Origin of the sequence: Leptothrix cholodnii SP-6 (assembly GCF_000019785.1) — a bacterium.
Taxonomy (GTDB): domain Bacteria; phylum Pseudomonadota; class Gammaproteobacteria; order Burkholderiales; family Burkholderiaceae_C; genus Sphaerotilus; species Sphaerotilus cholodnii.
Genome location: NC_010524.1, coordinates 4,454,943 through 4,473,742, shown reverse-complemented (window position 1 = coordinate 4,473,742; position 18,800 = coordinate 4,454,943). Strand labels below are relative to the sequence as shown.

Below are 18,800 nucleotides of genomic sequence, written 5' to 3'. Positions count from 1 at the left end.
TCCTTGACTGCGGATCAGCGCGCCTTGTTGCGCCGTTCCATCCAGCCTTCCAGGTAGTGGATGCTGGTGCCGCCTTCGATGAAAGCGGCGTCGGCCATCAGTTCACGGTGCAGCGGGATGTTGGTCGAGATGCCTTCGACCAGCGTTTCGCTCAGCGCGCTGCGCATGCGCGCCAGCGCCTGGTCGCGCGTGTCGGCGTGCACGATCACCTTGCCGATCATCGAGTCGTAGTTCGGCGGCACGAAGTAGTTGGTGTACGCATGCGAGTCGACGCGCACGCCCGGGCCACCCGGCGGGTGCCACATCGAGATGCGGCCCGGTGAGGGCATGAAGGTGTACGGATCCTCGGCGTTGATGCGGCACTCGATCGAGTGGCCACGCACCGGCACCTGCTTCTGCGTGAACGACAGCTTCTCGCCCGCAGCGATGCGGATCTGCTGCTGCACGATGTCGATGCCGGTCACCAGCTCGGTCACCGGGTGCTCGACCTGCACGCGCGTGTTCATCTCGATGAAGTAGAACTCGCCGTTCTCGAACAGGAACTCGAAGGTGCCCGCGCCGCGATAGCCGATCTTCTTGCAGGCCGCCGCACAGCGTTCGCCGACCTTCTCGATCACCTTGCGCGGGATGCCCGGAGCCGGCGCTTCCTCGATGATCTTCTGGTGACGGCGCTGCATCGAGCAGTCGCGCTCGCCCAGCCAGACCGCGTTGCCGTGCGTGTCGGCCAGCACCTGGATCTCGATGTGGCGCGGGTTCTCGAGGAACTTCTCGAGGTAGACCGCCGGATTGCCGAACGCCGCACCGGCTTCGGCGCGGGTGGTCTGCACCGCCGTCAGCAGCGCGGCTTCGGTGTGCACCACGCGCATGCCGCGCCCGCCGCCGCCGCCCGACGCCTTGATGATCACCGGGTAGCCCACTTCGCGGGCGATGCGGATCACTTCCTTGCTGTCTTCGGGCAGGGCGCCGGGCACGCCCGGCACGGTGGGCACGCCGGCCTTGACCATCGCGTCCTTGGCCGACACCTTGTCGCCCATCAGGCGGATCGACTCGGGCGTCGGGCCGATGAAGGCGAAGCCGCTTTTCTCGACCCGCTCGGCGAAGTTGGCGTTCTCCGACAGGAAGCCGTAACCCGGGTGGATCGCCTCGGCGTCGGTCACCTCGGCGGCGGCGATGATGCCCGGCATGTTGAGGTAGCTGAGCGTCGACGCGGCCGGCCCGATGCAGACCGATTCGTCGGCCAGCTTGACGTACTTGGCGTCGCGGTCGGCCTCCGAATAGACCACCACCGCGCGGATGCCCATCTCGCGGCAGGCGCGCTGGATGCGAAGGGCGATCTCGCCTCGGTTGGCGATGAGTATTTTCTTGAACATCAAGAAGACCTCATTCGATGATGAACAGCGGCTGGCCGTACTCGACCGCCTGGCCGTTCTCGACCAGCACCTTGCTGATCGTGCCGGCCTTGTCGCTGTCGATCTCGTTCATGATCTTCATGGCTTCGATGATGCAGACCGCCTGGCCTTCCTTGACCTGCTGGCCGACATCCACCAGCGGCTTGGCGCCGGGGTTGGAGGCGCGGTAGAAGGTGCCCACCATCGGCGACTTCACGACATGGCCGGTGAAGGCTGGCGCTTCGGCCACGGCTGCGACCACCGGGGCCGCGGCCACGGCCGCCACCGGAGCGGCCACGGGCGCTGCGGCATAGACCGGCGCTGCCACGGCGGCCACCGGTGCGGTCTTGACGATCCGGACCTTGCCGTCGGCTTCAGTGATCTCCAGCTCGGAAATGTTCGATTCCGAAACCAGGTCGATCAGGGTCTTGAGCTTGCGAAGGTCCATGCGGGGAGCTCCATGGTTCTTTGTGGTGGGGGAGTCAGCGACCGTTTCGGCCGATACCTTGGGTGCCTTGCTCATGAGCAGGCCGACCCGTCAATGCACCGCCGGGCGGTGTCGGTCATGGCCGACACCGCTGGGCGCAGCGTGGACACCCCAGCCCCGACCTCGGTGCAGGTCGTCGGCGCAGCTGACTGACCGGGCCGTGCCGGGCGGTGCCGCGCTTCGCGACCGCGGTCAAGGAAAGCGATGATGTGCATGAAAGCTGAGGGTTTGAAAGACAAACCCCCGACTTTACGCCGTTTTGAGCTCACGAAGACCCTTGACAGGCTCGTGGTTTGCAGCCCACCGCGCGAAGCGGGGGCCGCCGATCAGAGCCCGACCGACTTGGCCCAGCCCTGCAGCTCGGCCAGATGGGTCTCGCCCAGCTTCTGTTGCACGGCGGTGCCGGCGCTGTCGAACAGCACCGTGAACGGCAGACCGCCGGTCGTGTTGCCGAGCGAGCGCGCCAGCTCGGTGCCGGCAAAACCGGTCAAGCCGATCGGAAAGCTGACCGGCGTCTTGAGCAGGAACTCGCGCACCGGCGACGGCCCGTCCACCGCCAGGCCCAGCACCTGAAGGCCGCGTGGGCCGAACTCGCGTGCATGGCTGTCGAGCAGCGGCATCTCGCGCACGCAGGGCGGGCACCAGGTGGCCCAGAAGTTGATCAGCAGGGGCTTGCCGCGCAGGCTCGCCATCACCACCTCGCCGCCCTCGGGGCGATCGAAGCGCAGGCTCCACAGATCGGGTGCGGCGCCGGCCGATGCCGCATCGGCGCCGGCCGGGGCCCGGGCTGCGCTCGGGTTGGCGGTGTCGGGGGTGGCCGGCGGCGTGCCGGCACCGCGGCGCAGCGACCAGCCGATCCCCGCGGCCAGGGCGGTGCCGGCGACGACGCCGAGGGTGAGCTTGCGACGGTTCATGGAGCGCTTTCGGGTGTCCGCGTCTGGGCGGAGTGTTGCATCAGCCGCTGCAGCGCGGCCAGATCGCCACGCTGGCTGCGGCCGCGGGCATCGGGTTTGAGGGCGCCGCGCAGGTCGTCGTGGTCGAGCACCGTCAGCTGCACGTTGACCGACTCGCCCAGCTCGCGGCACGGGTGGTCGATCACCAGCACGTCGATCGGGCGGCCACGCGGCCCCGTCACGCTGCCGATGTCGAAATCGACCTGCCGATCGAGCAAGGCGATCTCGGCCTCCTTGCTGTCGTTGCAGAACAGTTCGAGGTGCACCACCGACAGCCGGGTGGCGGTGCCGCGCCAGACCGCGCCGCACAGGTGCGGACGAAACGCCGCCAGGCGCGCCATCCACAGCGCCGCCACCTGGCGCAGCGCGGCGAGTTCGGCGGGCTGGGTGTCGGCGCAGAACAGCGCGATGTGCTCGCGCACGGCGTCCTCGAGCGTCTCGTTGTCGGGCAGATCGGCGGCGCGGGTGGTGCGCCGCCCGACCTGCTGCGCGGCGCGGCGCTTGGCCGGGCCGTATTCGAGACCCTCGTCGACCACCAGGCCGGCGGCCACGGCAGCGATTTCCAGGGTCAGCTCGGATGTCATGAGCAGGATTCTAGGCAGCCCGTCGCCGGCGCGCAGACGGCCGGTCAGGGCAGCTCGACCGCCCCCATGCGCGCCGCGACGGTCGACGATCGACCCAGCACGTAGGCCGAATCGGGTCGCTTCTCGAAGCGCTTGGGCGCCGGCAGCATCACCGCCAGGCGCGCGGCCTGGTAGGCGCCGAGCCGGGCGGCGTCGATGTGGAAGTAGTGCCGCGCCGCCGCCTGCGCGCCGAACAGCCCCTCGCCCCATTCGACGTTGTTCAGGTAGATCTCGAGGATGCGCGCCTTCGGCAGCGCCGTCTCCAGCATCAGCGTGATCAGCAGCTCCTGGCCCTTGCGCAGCGTGGTGCGCTCGCCCGACAGGAACAGGTTCTTGGCCAGTTGCTGGCTGATGGTCGAGCCGCCGACCACCTTGGGCTGCACGAGCCGGGGCGAGCGCGCGCTGGCGGCCGCCTCGGACTTGCGGCGCGCCGCCGCCTGTTCCTCGCGGCGCAGGCGCGCCTCGTTGAGCTTCTCGGCGCGCGCCTCGGCCTGCTGGTTGCGTGTCCAGGCCTTCTCGATCGCGTCCCATTCGACGCCGCTGTGATCGACGAAACCGGCGTCCTCGCTGGCGATCACGGCGCGCTTGAGCGAGTCGGCGATCTGCTCGTACGGCACCCAGCGCTGGCTCCAGCTCAGCTGATGCTGCTCGCTCACCAGGCGCCAGATCTCGCTGCGCTGGAAGGCGGTCGACTCGGGGTCGATCCAGCGCATCGCCGTGATGCGCGCCAGGAAGAACAGCTGCAGCGCCAGGCCGCTGAGCACCAGCAGCACGAGCAGGCGCACCGCGTGCGACTTCAGCACTTTCATCGCGTCGGAGGACTTTTCAGAAGGTTCAGGGTCGCGCGCCGGTGGCGTCCTCGACGGCCGCCTTCAGGCCCTCGTCGCGCGTGAAGCGGAAGCGCGAGACGAACACCAGCTGGTCGAACTGCGCCAGCATCGCCGGCGTGAAGTTGCCGTAGGGCGCGGCGCCGCGCACGATCGTCAGGGCGCGCTTGTCGAGCACCTTGTTGCCTGACGACTGCACGATGTCGGCCTCGACCACCTCGCCGCTGCCGCCCACTGCCACCAGCATCGTCAGTTCGCCGTAGAGCTTGCGGCCGTTGACCTCCGGGAAGTTGCGGGTGCCGACGTCCTCGACGCGCTGGCGCAGGCTGTCGTAATAGAGCGCGTGCACGCCCTCGCGCGCGGCCGGGCTGACGAAGCGCCGGCGCGGCCGGGCGTTTTCCTGCTGGATGCGTTTCTCGATCTGCGCCAGCAGGGCCAGCAGCTGGCGGCGGCGCTGCTCCTCGGCCGGACGCAGCGTCGGGTTGCCGCTCTGGCGCTGCTCGGGCGTGGACAGGCTGGCCAGCTCGCGCTTGACCTGCGCCAGCAGCAGCATCTGCTGCGCCTGCAGCTGCGCGATCTGCTGGCGGGTGTCCTCGAACGAATCGCCGGCCTGGGTGGTCGGCATCGGCGGCAGCGGCGAGGTCGCCCGGCCCTGTGCCGCATCGCCGCCGCCGGCCAGGTTGCGCTGGGCGATGACCTGCGCGTTGGGCGGCGCGGTGGCGCTGCTGGAATTGACCAGCACCACCTCCAGCGGCGTGTCTTCGAGGATGCGCCGCAAACCTTCGGGGTCGACGAAGCGCACCGTCAGCAAGGCCGCGTGCACGGCCAGGCTGACCAGCAGCGCCACCTGCAGGGTCGACAGTTGCCGCAGGCGTTGCAGGACGGATTTCGCGTTCACGTCACGCCCCGTGCTCAGCCTTGGGCGGGCACGCTGTCGGCGCCGGCCGTGGTGCCGGCGTCGGCTCCCGGATCGGCGCCTGCATCCGCGTCCCCCAGGTCGATCGCCAGCGCCAGCGGCGCGGCCTCGGCGGCGTCGTCGCCTTCGTCCTCGGGCACGGCTTCGGCGCAGGCCGCATCATCCAGGCGGGTCGAGACGCTGCCCCCGATGTCGAGCGTCAGCAGGTCGGGGCGGCCCAGCCGCACGCGCACATGCGCGCCGCGCGGCATCTGCTCGGCGCCGATGGCGCGCAGCACCAGCGGCAGGCTGTCGGCGCGCACCAGGCCGTCCTTCATCACCGAGCAGTCGATCTCGGTGACGTCGTTCTGCTCCAGCCAGCGCAGCGTCCAGTAGCGCTCGATGCCGTTCTGGAAGCCGTTGTAGGCCGAGTAGGCGGCGTCGAAGCCGCTGATGATCGCCAGCAGCGCGGTGTCCTTGGGCTTGAACGGCGCCACCAGCGCGGCGGTGCGGCCGTGGCGGGCGCAGGCGATGATCTGCCATTGGTTGACCAGGTCGACGTAGCGGCGCAGCGGCGAGGTGGCCCAGGTGTAGTGCGCCACGCCCATGCCGGCGTGTGGCGCGGGCCGGGTCTGCATGCGCACCTTGATGCCCGGCGCCATGCTGGCCTGGCTGCGGTAGATGCCCGGCACGCCCAGCTCGGCCAGCCAGCCGCCCCAGGTGTTGTTGGCCAGGATCATGGCCTCGGCGACGATGGTGTCGAGCGGCGCGCCGCGGCGGCGTTCGCTGATCACGATCTTTTCATGGCCGGCCGGCAGCTCGGCGATCGACAGCCCCTCGGCGTCGACCAGCTTGAAGTTGTAGTCCGGCCGGTTGAAGTTCTCCGGCTTGCCGCGCACCACCTCGCGCCCGGCCTTCAGGTGACGGGCCAGCCGGAAGGCGAAGCTCAGCTCGGGCGCGAAGGCGAACTCGGCCGGCGCCGCACCGGTCAGCGCGGCTTCGGTGACGACGGCGTCGAGCTGGTCGTGGCGCAGGTTGGCGGCGATCGGCACGCGCTCGATCTTGGTCTCGCTGCCGCGCACCTCCAGCGTGGCCTCGTCGAAGGTGACGTACAGCGACACGGCCGGGCAATCGCGGCCTTCCATCAGCGTGTACGACTGCACCACCTCGTCGGGCAGCATGGTCAGCTTCCAGCCCGGCATGTAGACGGTCGAGAAACGGTCGCGCGCCACCTTGTCGACGGCCGAGTCGGGCTGAACCGCCAGCGCGGGCGCGGCGATGTGCACGCCGAAGATCACCGTGCCGCTGCCCAGGCCCTGCACCGACAGCGCGTCGTCGATCTCGGTGGTCGACGAGTCGTCGACCGAAAACGCCCGCACCGGCGCCAGCGGCAGCTCGTCCTTGATGGCCGGCGCAGCCAGGCCGGCGGGGAAGTTCGTGCCCTTGGGGAACTGGTCGAACAGGAAGCGCCGCCAGTGGAACTGGTAGGGGCTGTCGATCGCGCCGGCGTCGAGCAGCAGGTCGAGCGGCGCGCGCTGGGCGCGGCGGGCGGCGTCGACCACCGCCTTGTATTCGGGCGCGTTCTTGTCGGGCTTGAAGAGGATCTTGTAGAGCTGCTCGCGCACCGGCTGCGGGCAGGTCCTGGCCACCAGCTCGCCGACCCAGCCCTCGATCTGCGCGGCCTGCTGGGCCTTGCGCTCGATGCCCAGCAGCGCGGCTTTGACGATCTCTTCGGGCGCCTTGCGGAACTGGCCCTTGCCGGCGCGGCGGAAGTAGTGCGGCGCGCCGTGCAGGCGAAACAGCGCCGCGGCCTGCTGCGTCACGCCGGCGCTGGCGTTGAAATAGTCGCGCGCGAAATCGGCGAAGCCGAAATCCTCTTCGGGCGCGAATTCCCAGGCCAGGTCGAGGTCGATCTGCTCGGCCAGGCGCTGGCCTTCGGCGATCAGCTCGGCCGGCGCGGGCTTGTCGAAGCGCAGCATCACGTTGACGGCCTTGACCTTGGCCCGCTTGCCCGAGTCGAGCTCGATCTGCAGCGAGCTTTCGGCTTCGGACAGGACACGGCCGGCGAGGAATTTGCCGGCTTCGTCAAACAGGGCGAAATGCTGGGCTGAGTGCTGTGGAGGGTTCTGGGCCATAGGGGCGGGATTGTCGCAGGGCGCGCACCGCCGGCCGGCTCAGACGGTCAGCCCGCCTGCCACCTCGATCACGGTGCCGTTGATGTAGCTGGCCTCGTCGCTGGCCAGGAAGGCGTAGACGTTGGCGATCTCCTCGGGCTTGCCCAGGCGGCGCAGCGGCACGTCGTGGCGCATCTGCTCCATCACCTTGTCGGGGATGGTCGCGAGGATCGGCGTCTCGATGAAACCCGGCGCCACCGCATTGACCCGCACGCCCTTGGGGCCGAGCTCGCGGCTCCAGGTTTTGGTGAAGCCGATCACGCCGAATTTGGTGGCCGCGTAGTTGGTCTGGCCGAAGTTGCCGTAGATGCCGACCACGCTGCTGGCGTTCAGGATCACGCCCGCGCCCTGCTCGACCATCGTATCTGCCACCGCCTGCGCGCAGTGGAAGACCGCGCGCAGGTTGACGTCGATCACGGCGTCGAACTGCTCGATCGTCATCTTCTGCAGCCGCGCGTCCTTCGTGATGCCGGCGTTGTTGACCAGCGTGTCGATGCGGCCGTGGCGGGCCTTGACGGCGGCCACCATCGCGTCGACCGCCGTGCGGTCGGTGACGTCGAGCGCAAAGCCGTCGGCCAACGCGCCCAGCTCGCGGCACTGGGCCACTGCCGCATCGACCGCGGCCTGGCGCAGGTCGCAGACGATCACGATCGCACCTTCGCGGGCGAACTTGAGCGCCGTGGCCAGGCCGATGCCCTGGGCCGCGCCGGTGATGATGGAAACCTTGTTTTTCAATCGCATGGTGTGGGAACGCAAGGGTGGTGGGACGGGAACGGTGGGCTCGGCTCGCCCTTCAGGCGGCGCGATCGAGCCCGAGGAACTGCAGGATCTGCGGCAGGTGGATGTCGAAATCGCTCAGCGCGTGGTCGCTGCCGTCGATCAGGCGGATCTGCGTGTCGGCGTAACGCGCTTGCATCTCGCGCCAGTCGAGCACCTCGTCGCCTTTTGCGATCACGGCCAGGTAGCGCTGCGGGCGGCTCAGCGCGGCGGGGCGCAGGGCGCGCAACTCGTCGATGAATTCGGCGCGGAAGAAGAAATGATCCTGCGGGTCGTGCCAGCTGGTCTGCTCGCCGATGTGGCGCGCCAGGTCGCGCGCCGGCTCGACGGCCGGGTTGATCAGCACCGCCGGCCAGCCCAGCCGCTCGGCCAGCACGGTGGCGTAGAAGCCGCCGAGCGAGCTGCCGATCACGGCGCTGCGGTCGGCCGGCCAGTCTTTGACACCGTCGAGCAGCCGCTCGGCCGCCGCCTGCGGCGAGGGCGGCAGCTGCGGGCACCACCACTGCACGTCGGGCCGGTGCGTGCGCATCCAGTCGGCCATGCGCCGGGCCTTGAACGACTGCGGCGACGAGCGGAAGCCGTGCAGATACAGCAGGTGCGTCACGCCGACCGCGCAGGCGTCGGCCCCTCCGGATGCCATCGTCACGCGCGTGCGGCGAGCGCTTCCAGCAGCTTGGCGTGCACGCCGCCGAAACCGCCGTTGCTCATGCACAGGATGTGATCGCCCGGCCGGGCCGCGCGCACCACGGCGGCGACCAGGCGCTCGATGCTGTCGTGCACCTGCGCCTGCTCGCCCAGTGGCACCAGCGCCGCGGCGGCGTCCCAGCCCAGCCCGCCGCTGTGGCAGAACGACAGGTCGGCTTCTTCCAGCGCCCACGGCAGCTGCGAGGCCATCGTGCCGAGCTTCATGGTGTTGGAGCGCGGCTCGAACACCGCCAGGATGCGCGCCACGCCGACCTTGCGGCGCAGGCCGTTGACGGTGGTGTGGATCGCGGTCGGGTGGTGCGCGAAGTCGTCGTAGACCTTGACGCCACTCGCCTCGCCACGCAGCTCGAGCCGGCGGCGCACGTTCTCGAAGCGGCCCAGAGCCGCGCCGGCGTCGGCCGGGCTGACGCCCACGTGCTCGGCCGCGGCGATCGCGGCCAGCGCGTTGAGCTGGTTGTGCTCGCCGAGCAGGCCCCACTCGACGCGGGCCACCTTGAGGCTGCCGCGCAGCACGTCGAACGCATGCGGCTCGCCGCGCGAGCGCAAGGCGCCGGGGGTTTCCTTGCGGGCGCCGAAGTAGTGCACCTCGCTCCAGCAGCCGCGTTCGAGCACGCGCCGCAGGCTGTCCTCGCGCTGGTTCACCACCAGCCGGCCCTTGGCCGGCACGGTGCGCACGAGGTGGTGGAACTGGGTCTCGATCGCCGCCAGGTCCGCAAAGATGTCGGCGTGGTCGTATTCGAGGTTGTTCAGGATCGCGGTGCGCGGCCGGTAGTGCACGAACTTGCTGCGCTTGTCGAAGAAGGCGGTGTCGTATTCGTCCGCTTCAATGACGAAAGGAGCCCCCACGCTCGCCACTGCGTGCGCTTCGCTGCCCCCCGCGGGGGCGCTCGCGCCTTGGGACGGCCCGGCGGCGCTCGGGCGCCCGATCCGACCCAGCCGCGCCGAGACGCCGAAGTTCTGCGGCACGCCGCCGACCAGGAAACCCGGCTGCAGCCCGGCGGCTTCGAGGATCCAGGCCAGCATCGAGGTGGTGGTGGTCTTGCCGTGGGTGCCGGCCACCGCCAGCACGTGACGGCCTTGCAGCACGTGTTCGGCCAGCCACTGCGGCCCGCTGGTGTAGGGCGCGCCGGCGTCGAGGATGGCCTCCATCAGCGGGTTGCCGCGGCTCACCACGTTGCCGACCACGTAGAGGTCGGGCGCGAGCGCGAGCTGGTCGACGCCCCAGCCCTCGATCAGCTCGATGCCGAGTGCGCGCAGCTGGTCGCTCATCGGCGGGTAGACGTTGGCATCGCAGCCGGTGACGCGGTGGCCGGCCTCGCGCGCCAGCGCCGCCAGGCCGCCCATGAAGGTGCCGCAAATGCCGAGAATGTGGATGTGCATCGGGCGATTCTAGGAGTGGCTCGCTAGACTTCCGATCCAGCCAGAGGAGCGCTTGATGAGCCAGACAACAGATTCCCAGAACCCCGCCCCGCGCATCGGCGTGCTGACCGGCGGCGGCGACTGTCCGGGACTGAACGCGGTGATACGCGCGGTCACCAAATCGCTGATCTACCAGTGCGGCGCCGAGGTGATCGGCGTCGAGGACGGCTTCCTGGGCCTGATCGAACACCGCGTGCGCCCGCTCGACTGGCGCTCGGTCAGCGACATCCTGGCCACCGGCGGCACGGTGCTCGGCACCAGCAACACCGCCAGCCCGTTCGCCTGGCACGGCCAGGACGTGTCGCAGGCCGTGCTCGCCTACGCTCGCGAGCTCGGCCTGCAGGCGCTGGTGGCCATCGGCGGCGACGGCACCATGACGATGGCGCACGGCCTGGCGCAGCGCGGCCTGCCGGTGGTCGGCGTGCCCAAGACGATCGACAACGACATCGCCCACAACGAGCGCAGCTTCGGTTTCGACACCGCGGTGGCCACCGTGACCGAGGCGCTCGAACGCGTGCAGACCACCGGCCAGAGCCACGGTCGGGTCATGATCGTCGAGACCATGGGCCGCTACGCCGGCTGGATCGCGCTGGAGGCCGGCATGGCCGGGGCGGCCGACGTGATCCTGATTCCCGAGCTGCCCTACAGCGTCGAGGCGATCGCGGCGGTCTGCCGTGAGCGCTCGCGCGCTCGGCGCTGCACCGTGATCTGCATCGCCGAAGGCGCCGCGGTGGCCGGTGGCGGCATGACCATCGAGCGCACCGTGGCCGACAGCCCCGATCCGCTGCGCCTGGGCGGCGTCGGCCATGTGCTGCGCGCGCAGCTGCAGCCGCTGATCGAGGCCGAGGTGCGCGCCACGGTGCTCGGCCACGTGCAGCGCGGCGGCAGCCCGACGCCGTTCGACCGCGTGCTGGCCACGCAATACGGCAACGCCGCCGCCCAGCTGGTGCTGCGCGGCGAATACAACCGCATGGTGACGCTGCAGCACGGCGCGATGACGAGCGTCGATCTCGCCAGCGTGGCTGGCCGCAACCGCACCGTGCCGACCGACCACCCGCTGCTGGTGTGCGCGCGGCAGATCGGCGTCTGCCTGGGTCAGGGTTGACTTATTTGGCGACGACCAGGCTCTGGATTGCCGACCATTCCTCGCCGGCGGCGAGCCGCACCGGGTTGCCGATCTGCGCGGCCTCGACGCACAGCATCGTCAGCCAGCCGTCGTCCGGCAGGTCGGGAAGGCTGGCCGAGCGCTCGGGGCCGGGGTTCCAGACCACGCAGTCCTCGAAGCCGCGGCTGACGATCGCCAGCCGGCGGCCCGTGTCGCGCAGCGTCAGCTCGGCCGGCGCCTGCCAGTAGATGCGGTCGATTTCCTGGGCGATCGTGACGACGTCGATCCACTGCTGGCGCGGCTGGTCGAGCACGGTGTCCTGGTAGTTCTGGCCGATCAGGCCTTCGAGCTGGGCGCGTCGCACGTCGGTGGTGGACAGGTAGGTGTGCAGCGCGGCCTGGAACTCGAACGGCATCTCGCCGTTGTTGATCACCGCCAGCTCCATGTCGATGCGGTGGCTGTCGATGCTGATCGTCAGCTCAAGCGTGAAGGCGTGCGGCCAGAGCGCGCGGGTGGCCTCGTTGTCGCTGAGCGTGAGCACCGCGAAGGCGTGTTCGCCGCGCACCGTCGCCTCCTGCAGCGTCCAGGCGTGGTCGCGTGCAAAGCCGTGCTTGGGCAGCGGCCCCTGCTGGTTGAACTGCGGAAAGATCACCGGCACGCCACCGCGCACGGGCGCGCTGCCGTCGAGCACGGCCGCCGGCGACAGGTAGAGCTGTTCTTCGTCGCCAGCCGGCTGCCACGACACCAGGGTGGCGCCATGCAGCAGCACGGTGGCCTGGGCGCCGGCGGGCGAGCGCAGGTGCACGGCGCTCTGGCCTTCGAACTGGCACGGACCGGTGCGCTGGTGGGCGCGCGGTTGGGGAGAGGTTTCGGTCATGGTCGGGTGCGTCGCAGCAGGCGCCGCGGCACCCGCTGCGCGGTGGGCTCAGGGCTGCAGGGCGGCGCGCGCGGCAGCGACGGTCGCGTCGATGTCGGCGTCGCTGTGGGCGGCGCTGACGAAGCCGGCTTCGTAGAGCGCCGGCGCGAGGTAGACGCCGCGGTCGAGCAGGCCGTGGAAGAAGCTGTTGAAGCGCGCCTGGTCGGTCGCCATCACGGTGGCGTAGTTCTGCGGCAGGCCTTCGCCGCGGTTGCGCGGGAAGAAGAAGCCGAACATGCCGCCCTGGCAGTCGCCGACGAAGGGCACGCCGGCGTCAGCCGCCGCAGCACTCAGGCCGTCGACCAGGCGGCGGGTCCTGGCGCCGAGCGCCTCGAAGAAGCCGGGCTGGCTGATCTCGCGCAGCGTCGCCAGGCCGCAGGCGGTCGCGACCGGGTTGCCGCTCAAGGTGCCGGCCTGATAGACCGGGCCGAGTGGCGCCAGCAGGCTCATGATCTTGCGCGAGGCGCCGAACGCGGCCAGCGGCATGCCGCCGCCGATCACCTTGCCGAACACGCTGACGTCGGGCGCGAAGCCGGGGATCGCCTGCGCATACAGGCTCTGCGCGCTGCCGAGCGCGACGCGGAAGCCGCACATCACCTCGTCGAACACCAGCAGCGCGCCGTGCTGCGTGCACAGCTCGCGGATGCGCTTCATGAACGGCACGGTGGCACGCACGAAGTTCATGTTGCCGGCGATCGGCTCGATCATCACGCAGGCGAGTTCGGGGCCGTGGATCTTGAACGCCTCTTCGAGCTGCTCGATGTCGTTGTAGGTCAGCACCAGCGTGTGCTGCACCACCTCGGGCGGCACGCCGGCCGAGGTCGGGTTGCCGAAGGTGGCCAGGCCCGAGCCGGCCTTGACCAGCAGCGCGTCGGCGTGGCCGTGATAGCAGCCCTCGAACTTGATCAGCTTGCTGCGGCCGGTGGCGCCACGCGCCAGGCGGATCGCACTCATCGCCGCCTCGGTGCCCGAGCTGACCAGGCGGATCTGCTCGCAGCTCGGCACCAGGGCGAGGATGGTCTCGGCGAGCTCGACCTCACGCTCGGTCGGCGCGCCGAAGCTGAAGCCTTCGGTGGCGGCCTTCTGCACCGCCGCGAGCACGGCCGGGTGGCCGTGGCCGAGGATCATCGGGCCCCACGAGCCGATGTAGTCGATGTACTGCTTGCCTTCGGCGTCCCACATGTAGGCGCCCTGGGCGCGCGCGATGAAACGCGGCGTGCCGCCCACGGCTCGGAAGGCACGGACCGGCGAATTGACGCCGCCGGGGATCGAGCGCTGGGCGCGTTCGAAGAGTTCTGCGTTGCTGCTCACGGGTGTCGCCAAGGTTCTGGCGCCGGTGCGGGCACCTGGCGCGCCAGTGTTGTCAGTGGATGTTGCGGGAGGTCGGCGGGCTGTTGGCGTCGGGGGTGTCTTCGCCATCGAGCGCTTCTTCGTCTTCTTCATCGGGCGGCACGGCCCAGAAGAAACGGTCGGGGATGACGTTGCCCATGCCGGGCCGGAAGCCCGCGTCGAGCGCCTGGTCGAGGAAGGCCAGGCCTTCGGAGACGGCGATGTGCAGCTCCTGGCCGGACGCCAGCAGCGTGGCCAGCGCGGCCGACAGGGTGTCGCCCGCGCCCACGAAGGCGGCGTCGAAGCGCTCGTACTTTTCGCCGGTGATGGCGCCTTGCGGCGAGGCCAGCACGTTGTCGATGAAGTTGTTGGGCAGCTGCACGCCGGTGACGAGCACGTAGCTGGTGCCGTGTTCGGCCGCCGCCACCGCCAGTTCGCGCGCCGACGGCGGGCGCTCGGCGTCCCACTCGGGCAGCAGGAAATCGGTCAGCGTCTTCTGCGTGCCGACCAGCACTTCGGTCTGCGGCAGGACCAGCTCGCGCAGGGCATCGTGGTAGGACTGTGCGGCGTCCTCGTCGTCGATCCACGACAGGTTGGGCACATAGGTGACCAGCGGCACGTCGGGGTAGTCGGTCAGCACCTCGGCGACCGCGCCGACGGTTTCGGCGGTGCCGAGGAAGCCGACCTTCCAGGCCGAGATGGTGAGGTCTTCGAGCACGCTGCGGGCCTGCTCGACCACCGTGTCGGGGTCGATCGGGCTCTGGTCGAACACCTCGGCGGTGTCGCGCATCACGATCGTGGTGATCACCGGCACGGCGTGGCCGCCCATGGCGGCGACCGTGGCCACGTCGCCAGGCACGCCGCCGGCACCGGTGGTGTCACTGGCGTTGAAGCACATCACGCAGACGGGGCCGGGCGCGAGGTCTTCGGGTGACTCGGTGGGGGTGTCGGTGGCGGTTGGGTTCATCAGGGCTGGGTTCGCTGGTCTCTCCCGGCCGTGTCTGCCCTTCGATCGAGGTGGGCCTCGACTGCGCTGGGGTGGGCAGAAAAGCTCCAGGAGTTTCTGAGAAATCTTGTGTAGGTGCCCACGCAGACTGGCTTTTCGTCCAAGGCCTGTCGCTACAATCTTCGATCATTGTAGACAAGCTGATTACGTGGCGTGAGCACTTCGCAAACTTGGATGTGTCTGATCTGTGGCTGGATTTATGACGAGGCAGCTGGCGACCCGGATCACGATCTCGCGCCCGGCACCCGTTGGGCCGATGTGCCGATGAACTGGGTCTGCCCGGAATGCGGTGCCCGCAAGGAAGACTTCGAGATGGTGCAGGTGTGATGTGATCACGCGTCGATCGGCATGAGCGAGGAAGCAGCTGTCGTGCAACTACCGTCCCAACCCTCCGGGGCCGTGCGTGATCCCCAGGTCATTCGCGTGCTGGTCATCGACGACAGCAACACCATCCGGCGCAGCGCCGAGATCTTTCTCAAGCAGGGCGGCTGCGAGGTGGTGCTGGCCGAAGACGGCTTCGATGCGCTGGCCAAGGTCAGCGATCACCGGCCCGACGTGATCTTCTGCGACATCCTGATGCCGCGCCTCGACGGTTACCAGACCTGCGCGATCATCAAGCGCAACCCCGAGTTCGCCGCGGTGCCGGTGATCATGCTGTCGTCCAAGGACGGCCTGTTCGACAAGGCGCGCGGGCGCATGGTCGGCTCGCAGGACTACCTCACCAAGCCCTTCACCAAGGATCAGCTGCTGCAGGCGGTCTATCTGCATCGCCGGGTGCCGGCCTGAGATCCGGCGGTCTGTCCGCATCGTTCGCCCTGCGCAAGATGCCGGCGCTTCCCTGACACTGCTGCGAGGACACTGCGCAATGGCGATCCACAACATCCTGCTGGTGGATGACTCCAAGACCGAGCTGTACTTTCTGTCGGATCTGCTGAGCCGCCAGGGTTTCAAGGTGCGCACCGCCGAAAACGGCGACGAGGCGCTGCGCCGCATCGCCGAGGAAAAACCCGACCTGATCCTGATGGACGTGGTGATGCCGGGCCTGAACGGCTTCCAGCTCACCCGCACGATCACGCGCGATCCGCAATATGCCGACGTGCCGGTGATCATGTGCACCAGCAAGAACCAGGAGACCGACAAGGTCTGGGGCATGCGCCAGGGGGCGCGTGACTACGTCGTCAAGCCCGTCAATCCCGACGAGCTGATGCAGAAGATCCGAGCCTTCGGCTGAGGAGGCCGCAAGCTGATGGCCAACAAGGAAGCGCTGCGCGAATTGCAAGGCCGGCTGGCCGAGCGCCTGCACGAGGTCAAGACCCAGGAGCGCACGCTCTCCTGGCTGGCGGTCGAGTCCGGAGGCCACGGCTTCCTGTTGCCGCTGGCCGAGGCCGGCGAGATCTTCCAGCCCGGCGCGCTGCTGTCGGTGCCGCACGCGCTACCGTGGTTTCTGGGTGTTGCCAACCTGCGCGGCGTGCTTGCAGGGGTGGTCGATCTGGCAGGATTTCTCGGATTGCGCTCCCGGCTGCCCGAAGGCGAGCGCGATCAGGCACGGGTCGTCGCCTTCAACCCGACACTCGAGATCAACGGCGCCTTGCAGGTCGATCGGCTGGCGGGCTTGCGCAACCAGACTCAGCTCACGCCCGAGGCGGTCGATGTGCATGCTCAGCCCGGCTTTGTCGGCGGTCGCTACCACGACGCCGGCGGTCGGGTCTGGCAAGAGTTGCGGCTGGCCGTGCTGGCCCGCGACGAGCGCTTTCTTCGCATCGTCAAGGGTGCGTGATGTTCTTCTGGCACCCGGCGCGACCCGTGTGCGGAACCTGATCAAGAGGCGGGAATGAGTTTTCTCGACAAGCTCAAGGGCTTTGGCAAACGCAACAACGATGCGGATCTGGCCGACGAGGTGTCGTATGTCGACGCTTATTCGATCGCCGACGACAGCACCGAGATGCGCGATACCGTCCAGGACATCGGCCTGCACACCACCCACGCCGTGCCCGACGCGGCGATCATCAGCGAGGCGTCGCCCTCGGGCGGCGCCTCGCGCTATCTCAATACCCGCATGCCGGCCGGCGATTCGCCCGGCCACGCGCCCGCGCCCGGCGGCGGGGTGCGCCTGCCGCTGATCGGCCATCTGTCGTCGGATCAGCAGCAGCGGCTGCTCGGCTCGGTGTTGGCGGTCGGCGTGCTGGGGCTGGTGCTGGCGTCGGTGCTGGCGGTGCGCTCGGCCGGTGGCAGCGCAGCGCAGGTCGGTGCGACCGGTCAGGCGCTGATGCAGTCGCAGCGGCTGGCGAAATCGGTGCTGCAGGCGATGGTCGGCCACCCGCCGGCGTTTCCCGAGGTCCGCAACGCCGCCGACGTGCTGGCGCGCAACGTGCGCGGCCTGCGTGACGGCGGCAGCGTGCCCGGCCTCGAGGCCGCGCCGCTCGGCGCCCAGCCCCTGCTCGAGCCGCTGCTGCCGCTGGTCGACAAGGCCGAGAAGAACGCCAAGATCGTGCTCGCCCAGGAGCAGGTGCTGACCCAGGTCGGCACCGCGCTGCGCGCCATCGGCAAGCAGTCGACCGAGCTGCTCGAGACCGCCGAGGCGGTGGCCGCGTTCAAGGTCCAGCAGGACGCCCTGCCGACCGACATCTCCGCCGCCGGCCAGCTGGTGATGCTGACCCAGCGCATCGGCAAGTCGGCCAGCGAGTCGCTGACCGTGCAGGGTGTCTCGCCCGAGGCGGTGTTCCTGCTCGGCAAGGACCTCAACACCTTCCACGACCTGACCCGCGGCCTGCTCGACGGCAGCCCCGAACTGCGCCTGACCTCCAGCCGCGACGCCCCCACCCGCGATCGCCTGCAGGCGCTGCTGCGCGCCCACGAGCAGCTGCGCACCCAGGCCGGCGTGATCGTCGGCAACCTGCAGGGGCTGGTGTCGGCGCGTGAAGCGCAGACCGCGATCATTGCCGACAGCGAGACGCTGCGCGCCGGGCTCGAGGAAGTGCAGGGTGCGCTGTCCGCCGCAGGCGGCATGGGCTGGTTCAACGTGCTGCTGATCGGCGCGTCGCTGCTGCTGGGCGTGATCGGCGGCCTCGGCCTGCTGGTGGTCTTCACGCACGACCAGCGTCAGCGCGCGATGATGGCCGACACCCAGCGCCACGAAGCCGAGCGCCAGGAGCGCGAGGCCAAGCGCGTCAACGACGCCAACCAGGCCGCCATTCTTCGGCTGATGAACGAGCTGCAGTCGGTCGCCGAAGGCGACCTGACCCAGCAGGCCACCGTCACCGAGGACATCACCGGCGCGATCGCCGACTCGGTGAACTACACCGTCGAGGAGCTGCGCAACCTGGTCTCGCAGGTGCAGGGCACGGCCGCGCGCGTGACCGACACCACCCAGCAGGTCGAGGCCACGTCCACCGAGCTGCTGGCGGCGTCCGACGAGCAGCTGCGCGAGATCCGCGAGACCGGCGAGGCGGTGCTGCAGATGGCCGGGCGCATCCAGCGCGTCTCGGGCCAGGCGCAGCAGTCGGCCGACGTGGCGCGCGAATCGCTGATGGCGGCTACCTCGGGCCTGACCGCGGTGCTCGACACCATCACCGGCATGAACACGCTGCGCGACCAGATCCAGGACACCTCCAAGCGCATCAAGCGCCTGGGCGAGTCGTCGCAGGAGATCGGCGAGATCACCGAGCTGATCTCCGACATCACCGAGCAGACCAACGTGCTGGCGCTCAACGCCGCCATCCAGGCCGCGTCCGCGGGGGAGGCCGGCCGCGGCTTCTCGGTCGTGGCCGAAGAGGTGCAGCGCCTGGCCGAACGCTCCGGCGACGCCACCCGCGCGATCGCCGTGCTGGTCAAGACCATCCAGACCGACACCGCCGACGCGGTGGCGGCGATGGAGCGCTCCACGCAAGGCGTGGTCGAGGGCGCCAAGCTGTCCGACAACGCCGGCACCGCGCTGGCCGAGATCGACCGCATCTCGCGCCAGCTGGCCGAGCTGATCGAGGAGATCGCCTCGCAGGCGCGTCGCGAAGCCGACGGCGCCACCGTGGTGGCGCAGAACATCCAGCACATCTTCGCCGTCACCGAACAGACCGGCGAGGGCACCCGCTCGACCGCCCAGCTGGTGCGGCAGCTCTCGCGCATCGCCGAGGAGCTGCGCCAGTCGGTGGCGCGCTTCAAGATCAGCTGATGCCGGGCCGCGCCGTCCTCAGGTAGCCTAT

General features: G+C 69.6%; 19 protein-coding genes. 6 read left to right on the top strand and 13 right to left on the bottom strand.

The annotated features are described in order from the left end of the window. Positions 1 to 14 precede the first annotated feature (14 nt). The 10 genes from accC to mpl all read right to left on the bottom strand — a co-directional run bounded on the left by accC (position 15) and on the right by mpl (position 10,209). Positions 15 to 1,370 (bottom strand): acetyl-CoA carboxylase biotin carboxylase subunit, encoded by a 1,356-nt coding sequence (gene accC / locus LCHO_RS19850; protein WP_012348985.1) that lies wholly within the window; start codon positions 1,368 to 1,370, stop codon positions 15 to 17. Positions 1,371 to 1,380: 10 nt separating this feature from the next. Then, a complete protein-coding gene (accB, locus tag LCHO_RS19845) occupies positions 1,381 to 1,836 on the bottom strand; it encodes an acetyl-CoA carboxylase biotin carboxyl carrier protein (RefSeq protein ID WP_012348984.1) in 456 nt (151 codons plus the stop codon). A 365-nt stretch (positions 1,837 to 2,201) separates the two neighbouring features. After that, positions 2,202 to 2,789, bottom strand: a complete 588-nt coding sequence (locus LCHO_RS19840) for a TlpA family protein disulfide reductase (RefSeq protein WP_012348983.1) — start codon at positions 2,787 to 2,789, stop codon at positions 2,202 to 2,204. Next, positions 2,786 to 3,412 (bottom strand): hypothetical protein, encoded by a 627-nt coding sequence (locus LCHO_RS19835; RefSeq protein ID WP_012348982.1) that lies wholly within the window; start codon positions 3,410 to 3,412, stop codon positions 2,786 to 2,788. Before LCHO_RS19835 ends, LCHO_RS19840 begins: the two co-directional genes overlap by 4 nt. A gap of 44 nt (positions 3,413 to 3,456) precedes the next feature. Beyond that, positions 3,457 to 4,260 carry a transglycosylase domain-containing protein gene (locus LCHO_RS19830; protein WP_012348981.1) on the bottom strand — a complete coding sequence of 268 codons (804 nt, stop codon included), beginning with the start codon at positions 4,258 to 4,260 and terminating at the stop codon, positions 3,457 to 3,459. Between the two features lie 25 nt (positions 4,261 to 4,285). Continuing rightward, on the bottom strand, positions 4,286 to 5,176 hold the full coding sequence (locus LCHO_RS19825; protein ID WP_012348980.1) for an energy transducer TonB: 891 nt from the start codon (positions 5,174 to 5,176) through the stop codon (positions 4,286 to 4,288). A 14-nt stretch (positions 5,177 to 5,190) separates the two neighbouring features. Beyond that, on the bottom strand, positions 5,191 to 7,308 hold the full coding sequence (locus LCHO_RS19820; protein ID WP_012348979.1) for a ribonuclease catalytic domain-containing protein: 2,118 nt from the start codon (positions 7,306 to 7,308) through the stop codon (positions 5,191 to 5,193). A gap of 39 nt (positions 7,309 to 7,347) precedes the next feature. After that, entirely contained in the window at positions 7,348 to 8,088 is a 741-nt protein-coding gene (gene fabG / locus LCHO_RS19815) for a 3-oxoacyl-ACP reductase FabG (protein ID WP_012348978.1), read from the bottom strand. A 52-nt stretch (positions 8,089 to 8,140) separates the two neighbouring features. Beyond that, a complete protein-coding gene (locus tag LCHO_RS19810; RefSeq protein ID WP_012348977.1) occupies positions 8,141 to 8,764 on the bottom strand; it encodes a YqiA/YcfP family alpha/beta fold hydrolase in 624 nt (207 codons plus the stop codon). A 2-nt stretch (positions 8,765 to 8,766) separates the two neighbouring features. Then, positions 8,767 to 10,209: a UDP-N-acetylmuramate:L-alanyl-gamma-D-glutamyl-meso-diaminopimelate ligase gene (gene mpl / locus LCHO_RS19805; protein ID WP_012348976.1), complete on the bottom strand. Its 1,443-nt coding sequence runs from the start codon at positions 10,207 to 10,209 to the stop codon at positions 8,767 to 8,769. A 55-nt stretch (positions 10,210 to 10,264) separates the two neighbouring features. Here mpl and LCHO_RS19800 point away from each other — a divergent pair, with 55 nt between their 5' ends. Then, positions 10,265 to 11,353 carry a 6-phosphofructokinase gene (locus LCHO_RS19800; RefSeq protein ID WP_012348975.1) on the top strand — a complete coding sequence of 363 codons (1,089 nt, stop codon included), beginning with the start codon at positions 10,265 to 10,267 and terminating at the stop codon, positions 11,351 to 11,353. A 1-nt stretch (position 11,354) separates the two neighbouring features. On the opposite strand, the gene LCHO_RS19795 is transcribed toward LCHO_RS19800, so the two are convergent. Genes LCHO_RS19795 through thiD form a run of 3 tightly spaced genes read right to left on the bottom strand, consistent with a single transcriptional unit; the run spans position 11,355 to position 14,565 of the window. After that, on the bottom strand, positions 11,355 to 12,230 hold the full coding sequence (locus LCHO_RS19795; RefSeq protein WP_012348974.1) for a D-hexose-6-phosphate mutarotase: 876 nt from the start codon (positions 12,228 to 12,230) through the stop codon (positions 11,355 to 11,357). Between the two features lie 48 nt (positions 12,231 to 12,278). Beyond that, complete coding sequence (gene hemL, locus LCHO_RS19790; RefSeq protein WP_420805689.1) at positions 12,279 to 13,712, bottom strand: glutamate-1-semialdehyde 2,1-aminomutase; 1,434 nt, start codon at positions 13,710 to 13,712, stop codon at positions 12,279 to 12,281. Then, positions 13,633 to 14,565 carry a bifunctional hydroxymethylpyrimidine kinase/phosphomethylpyrimidine kinase gene (gene thiD, locus LCHO_RS19785; RefSeq protein WP_012348972.1) on the bottom strand — a complete coding sequence of 311 codons (933 nt, stop codon included), beginning with the start codon at positions 14,563 to 14,565 and terminating at the stop codon, positions 13,633 to 13,635. The genes hemL and thiD overlap by 80 nt, the downstream gene beginning before the upstream one ends. 213 nt (positions 14,566 to 14,778) lie before the next feature. Here thiD and LCHO_RS19780 point away from each other — a divergent pair, with 213 nt between their 5' ends. The 5 genes from LCHO_RS19780 to LCHO_RS19760 all read left to right on the top strand — a co-directional run bounded on the left by LCHO_RS19780 (position 14,779) and on the right by LCHO_RS19760 (position 18,769). Then, the gene (locus LCHO_RS19780; protein WP_012348971.1) at positions 14,779 to 14,931 is read left to right on the top strand and encodes a rubredoxin; all 153 of its coding nucleotides are present in this window, start codon (positions 14,779 to 14,781) and stop codon (positions 14,929 to 14,931) included. Positions 14,932 to 14,952: 21 nt separating this feature from the next. Continuing rightward, positions 14,953 to 15,390: a response regulator gene (locus tag LCHO_RS19775; RefSeq protein ID WP_012348970.1), complete on the top strand. Its 438-nt coding sequence runs from the start codon at positions 14,953 to 14,955 to the stop codon at positions 15,388 to 15,390. Between the two features lie 79 nt (positions 15,391 to 15,469). Beyond that, complete coding sequence (locus LCHO_RS19770; RefSeq protein ID WP_012348969.1) at positions 15,470 to 15,835, top strand: response regulator transcription factor; 366 nt, start codon at positions 15,470 to 15,472, stop codon at positions 15,833 to 15,835. A gap of 15 nt (positions 15,836 to 15,850) precedes the next feature. Continuing rightward, positions 15,851 to 16,381 carry a chemotaxis protein CheW gene (locus LCHO_RS19765; RefSeq protein ID WP_012348968.1) on the top strand — a complete coding sequence of 177 codons (531 nt, stop codon included), beginning with the start codon at positions 15,851 to 15,853 and terminating at the stop codon, positions 16,379 to 16,381. Positions 16,382 to 16,435: 54 nt separating this feature from the next. Beyond that, on the top strand, positions 16,436 to 18,769 hold the full coding sequence (locus LCHO_RS19760; protein WP_012348967.1) for a methyl-accepting chemotaxis protein: 2,334 nt from the start codon (positions 16,436 to 16,438) through the stop codon (positions 18,767 to 18,769). Positions 18,770 to 18,800: the final 31 nt, after the last annotated feature.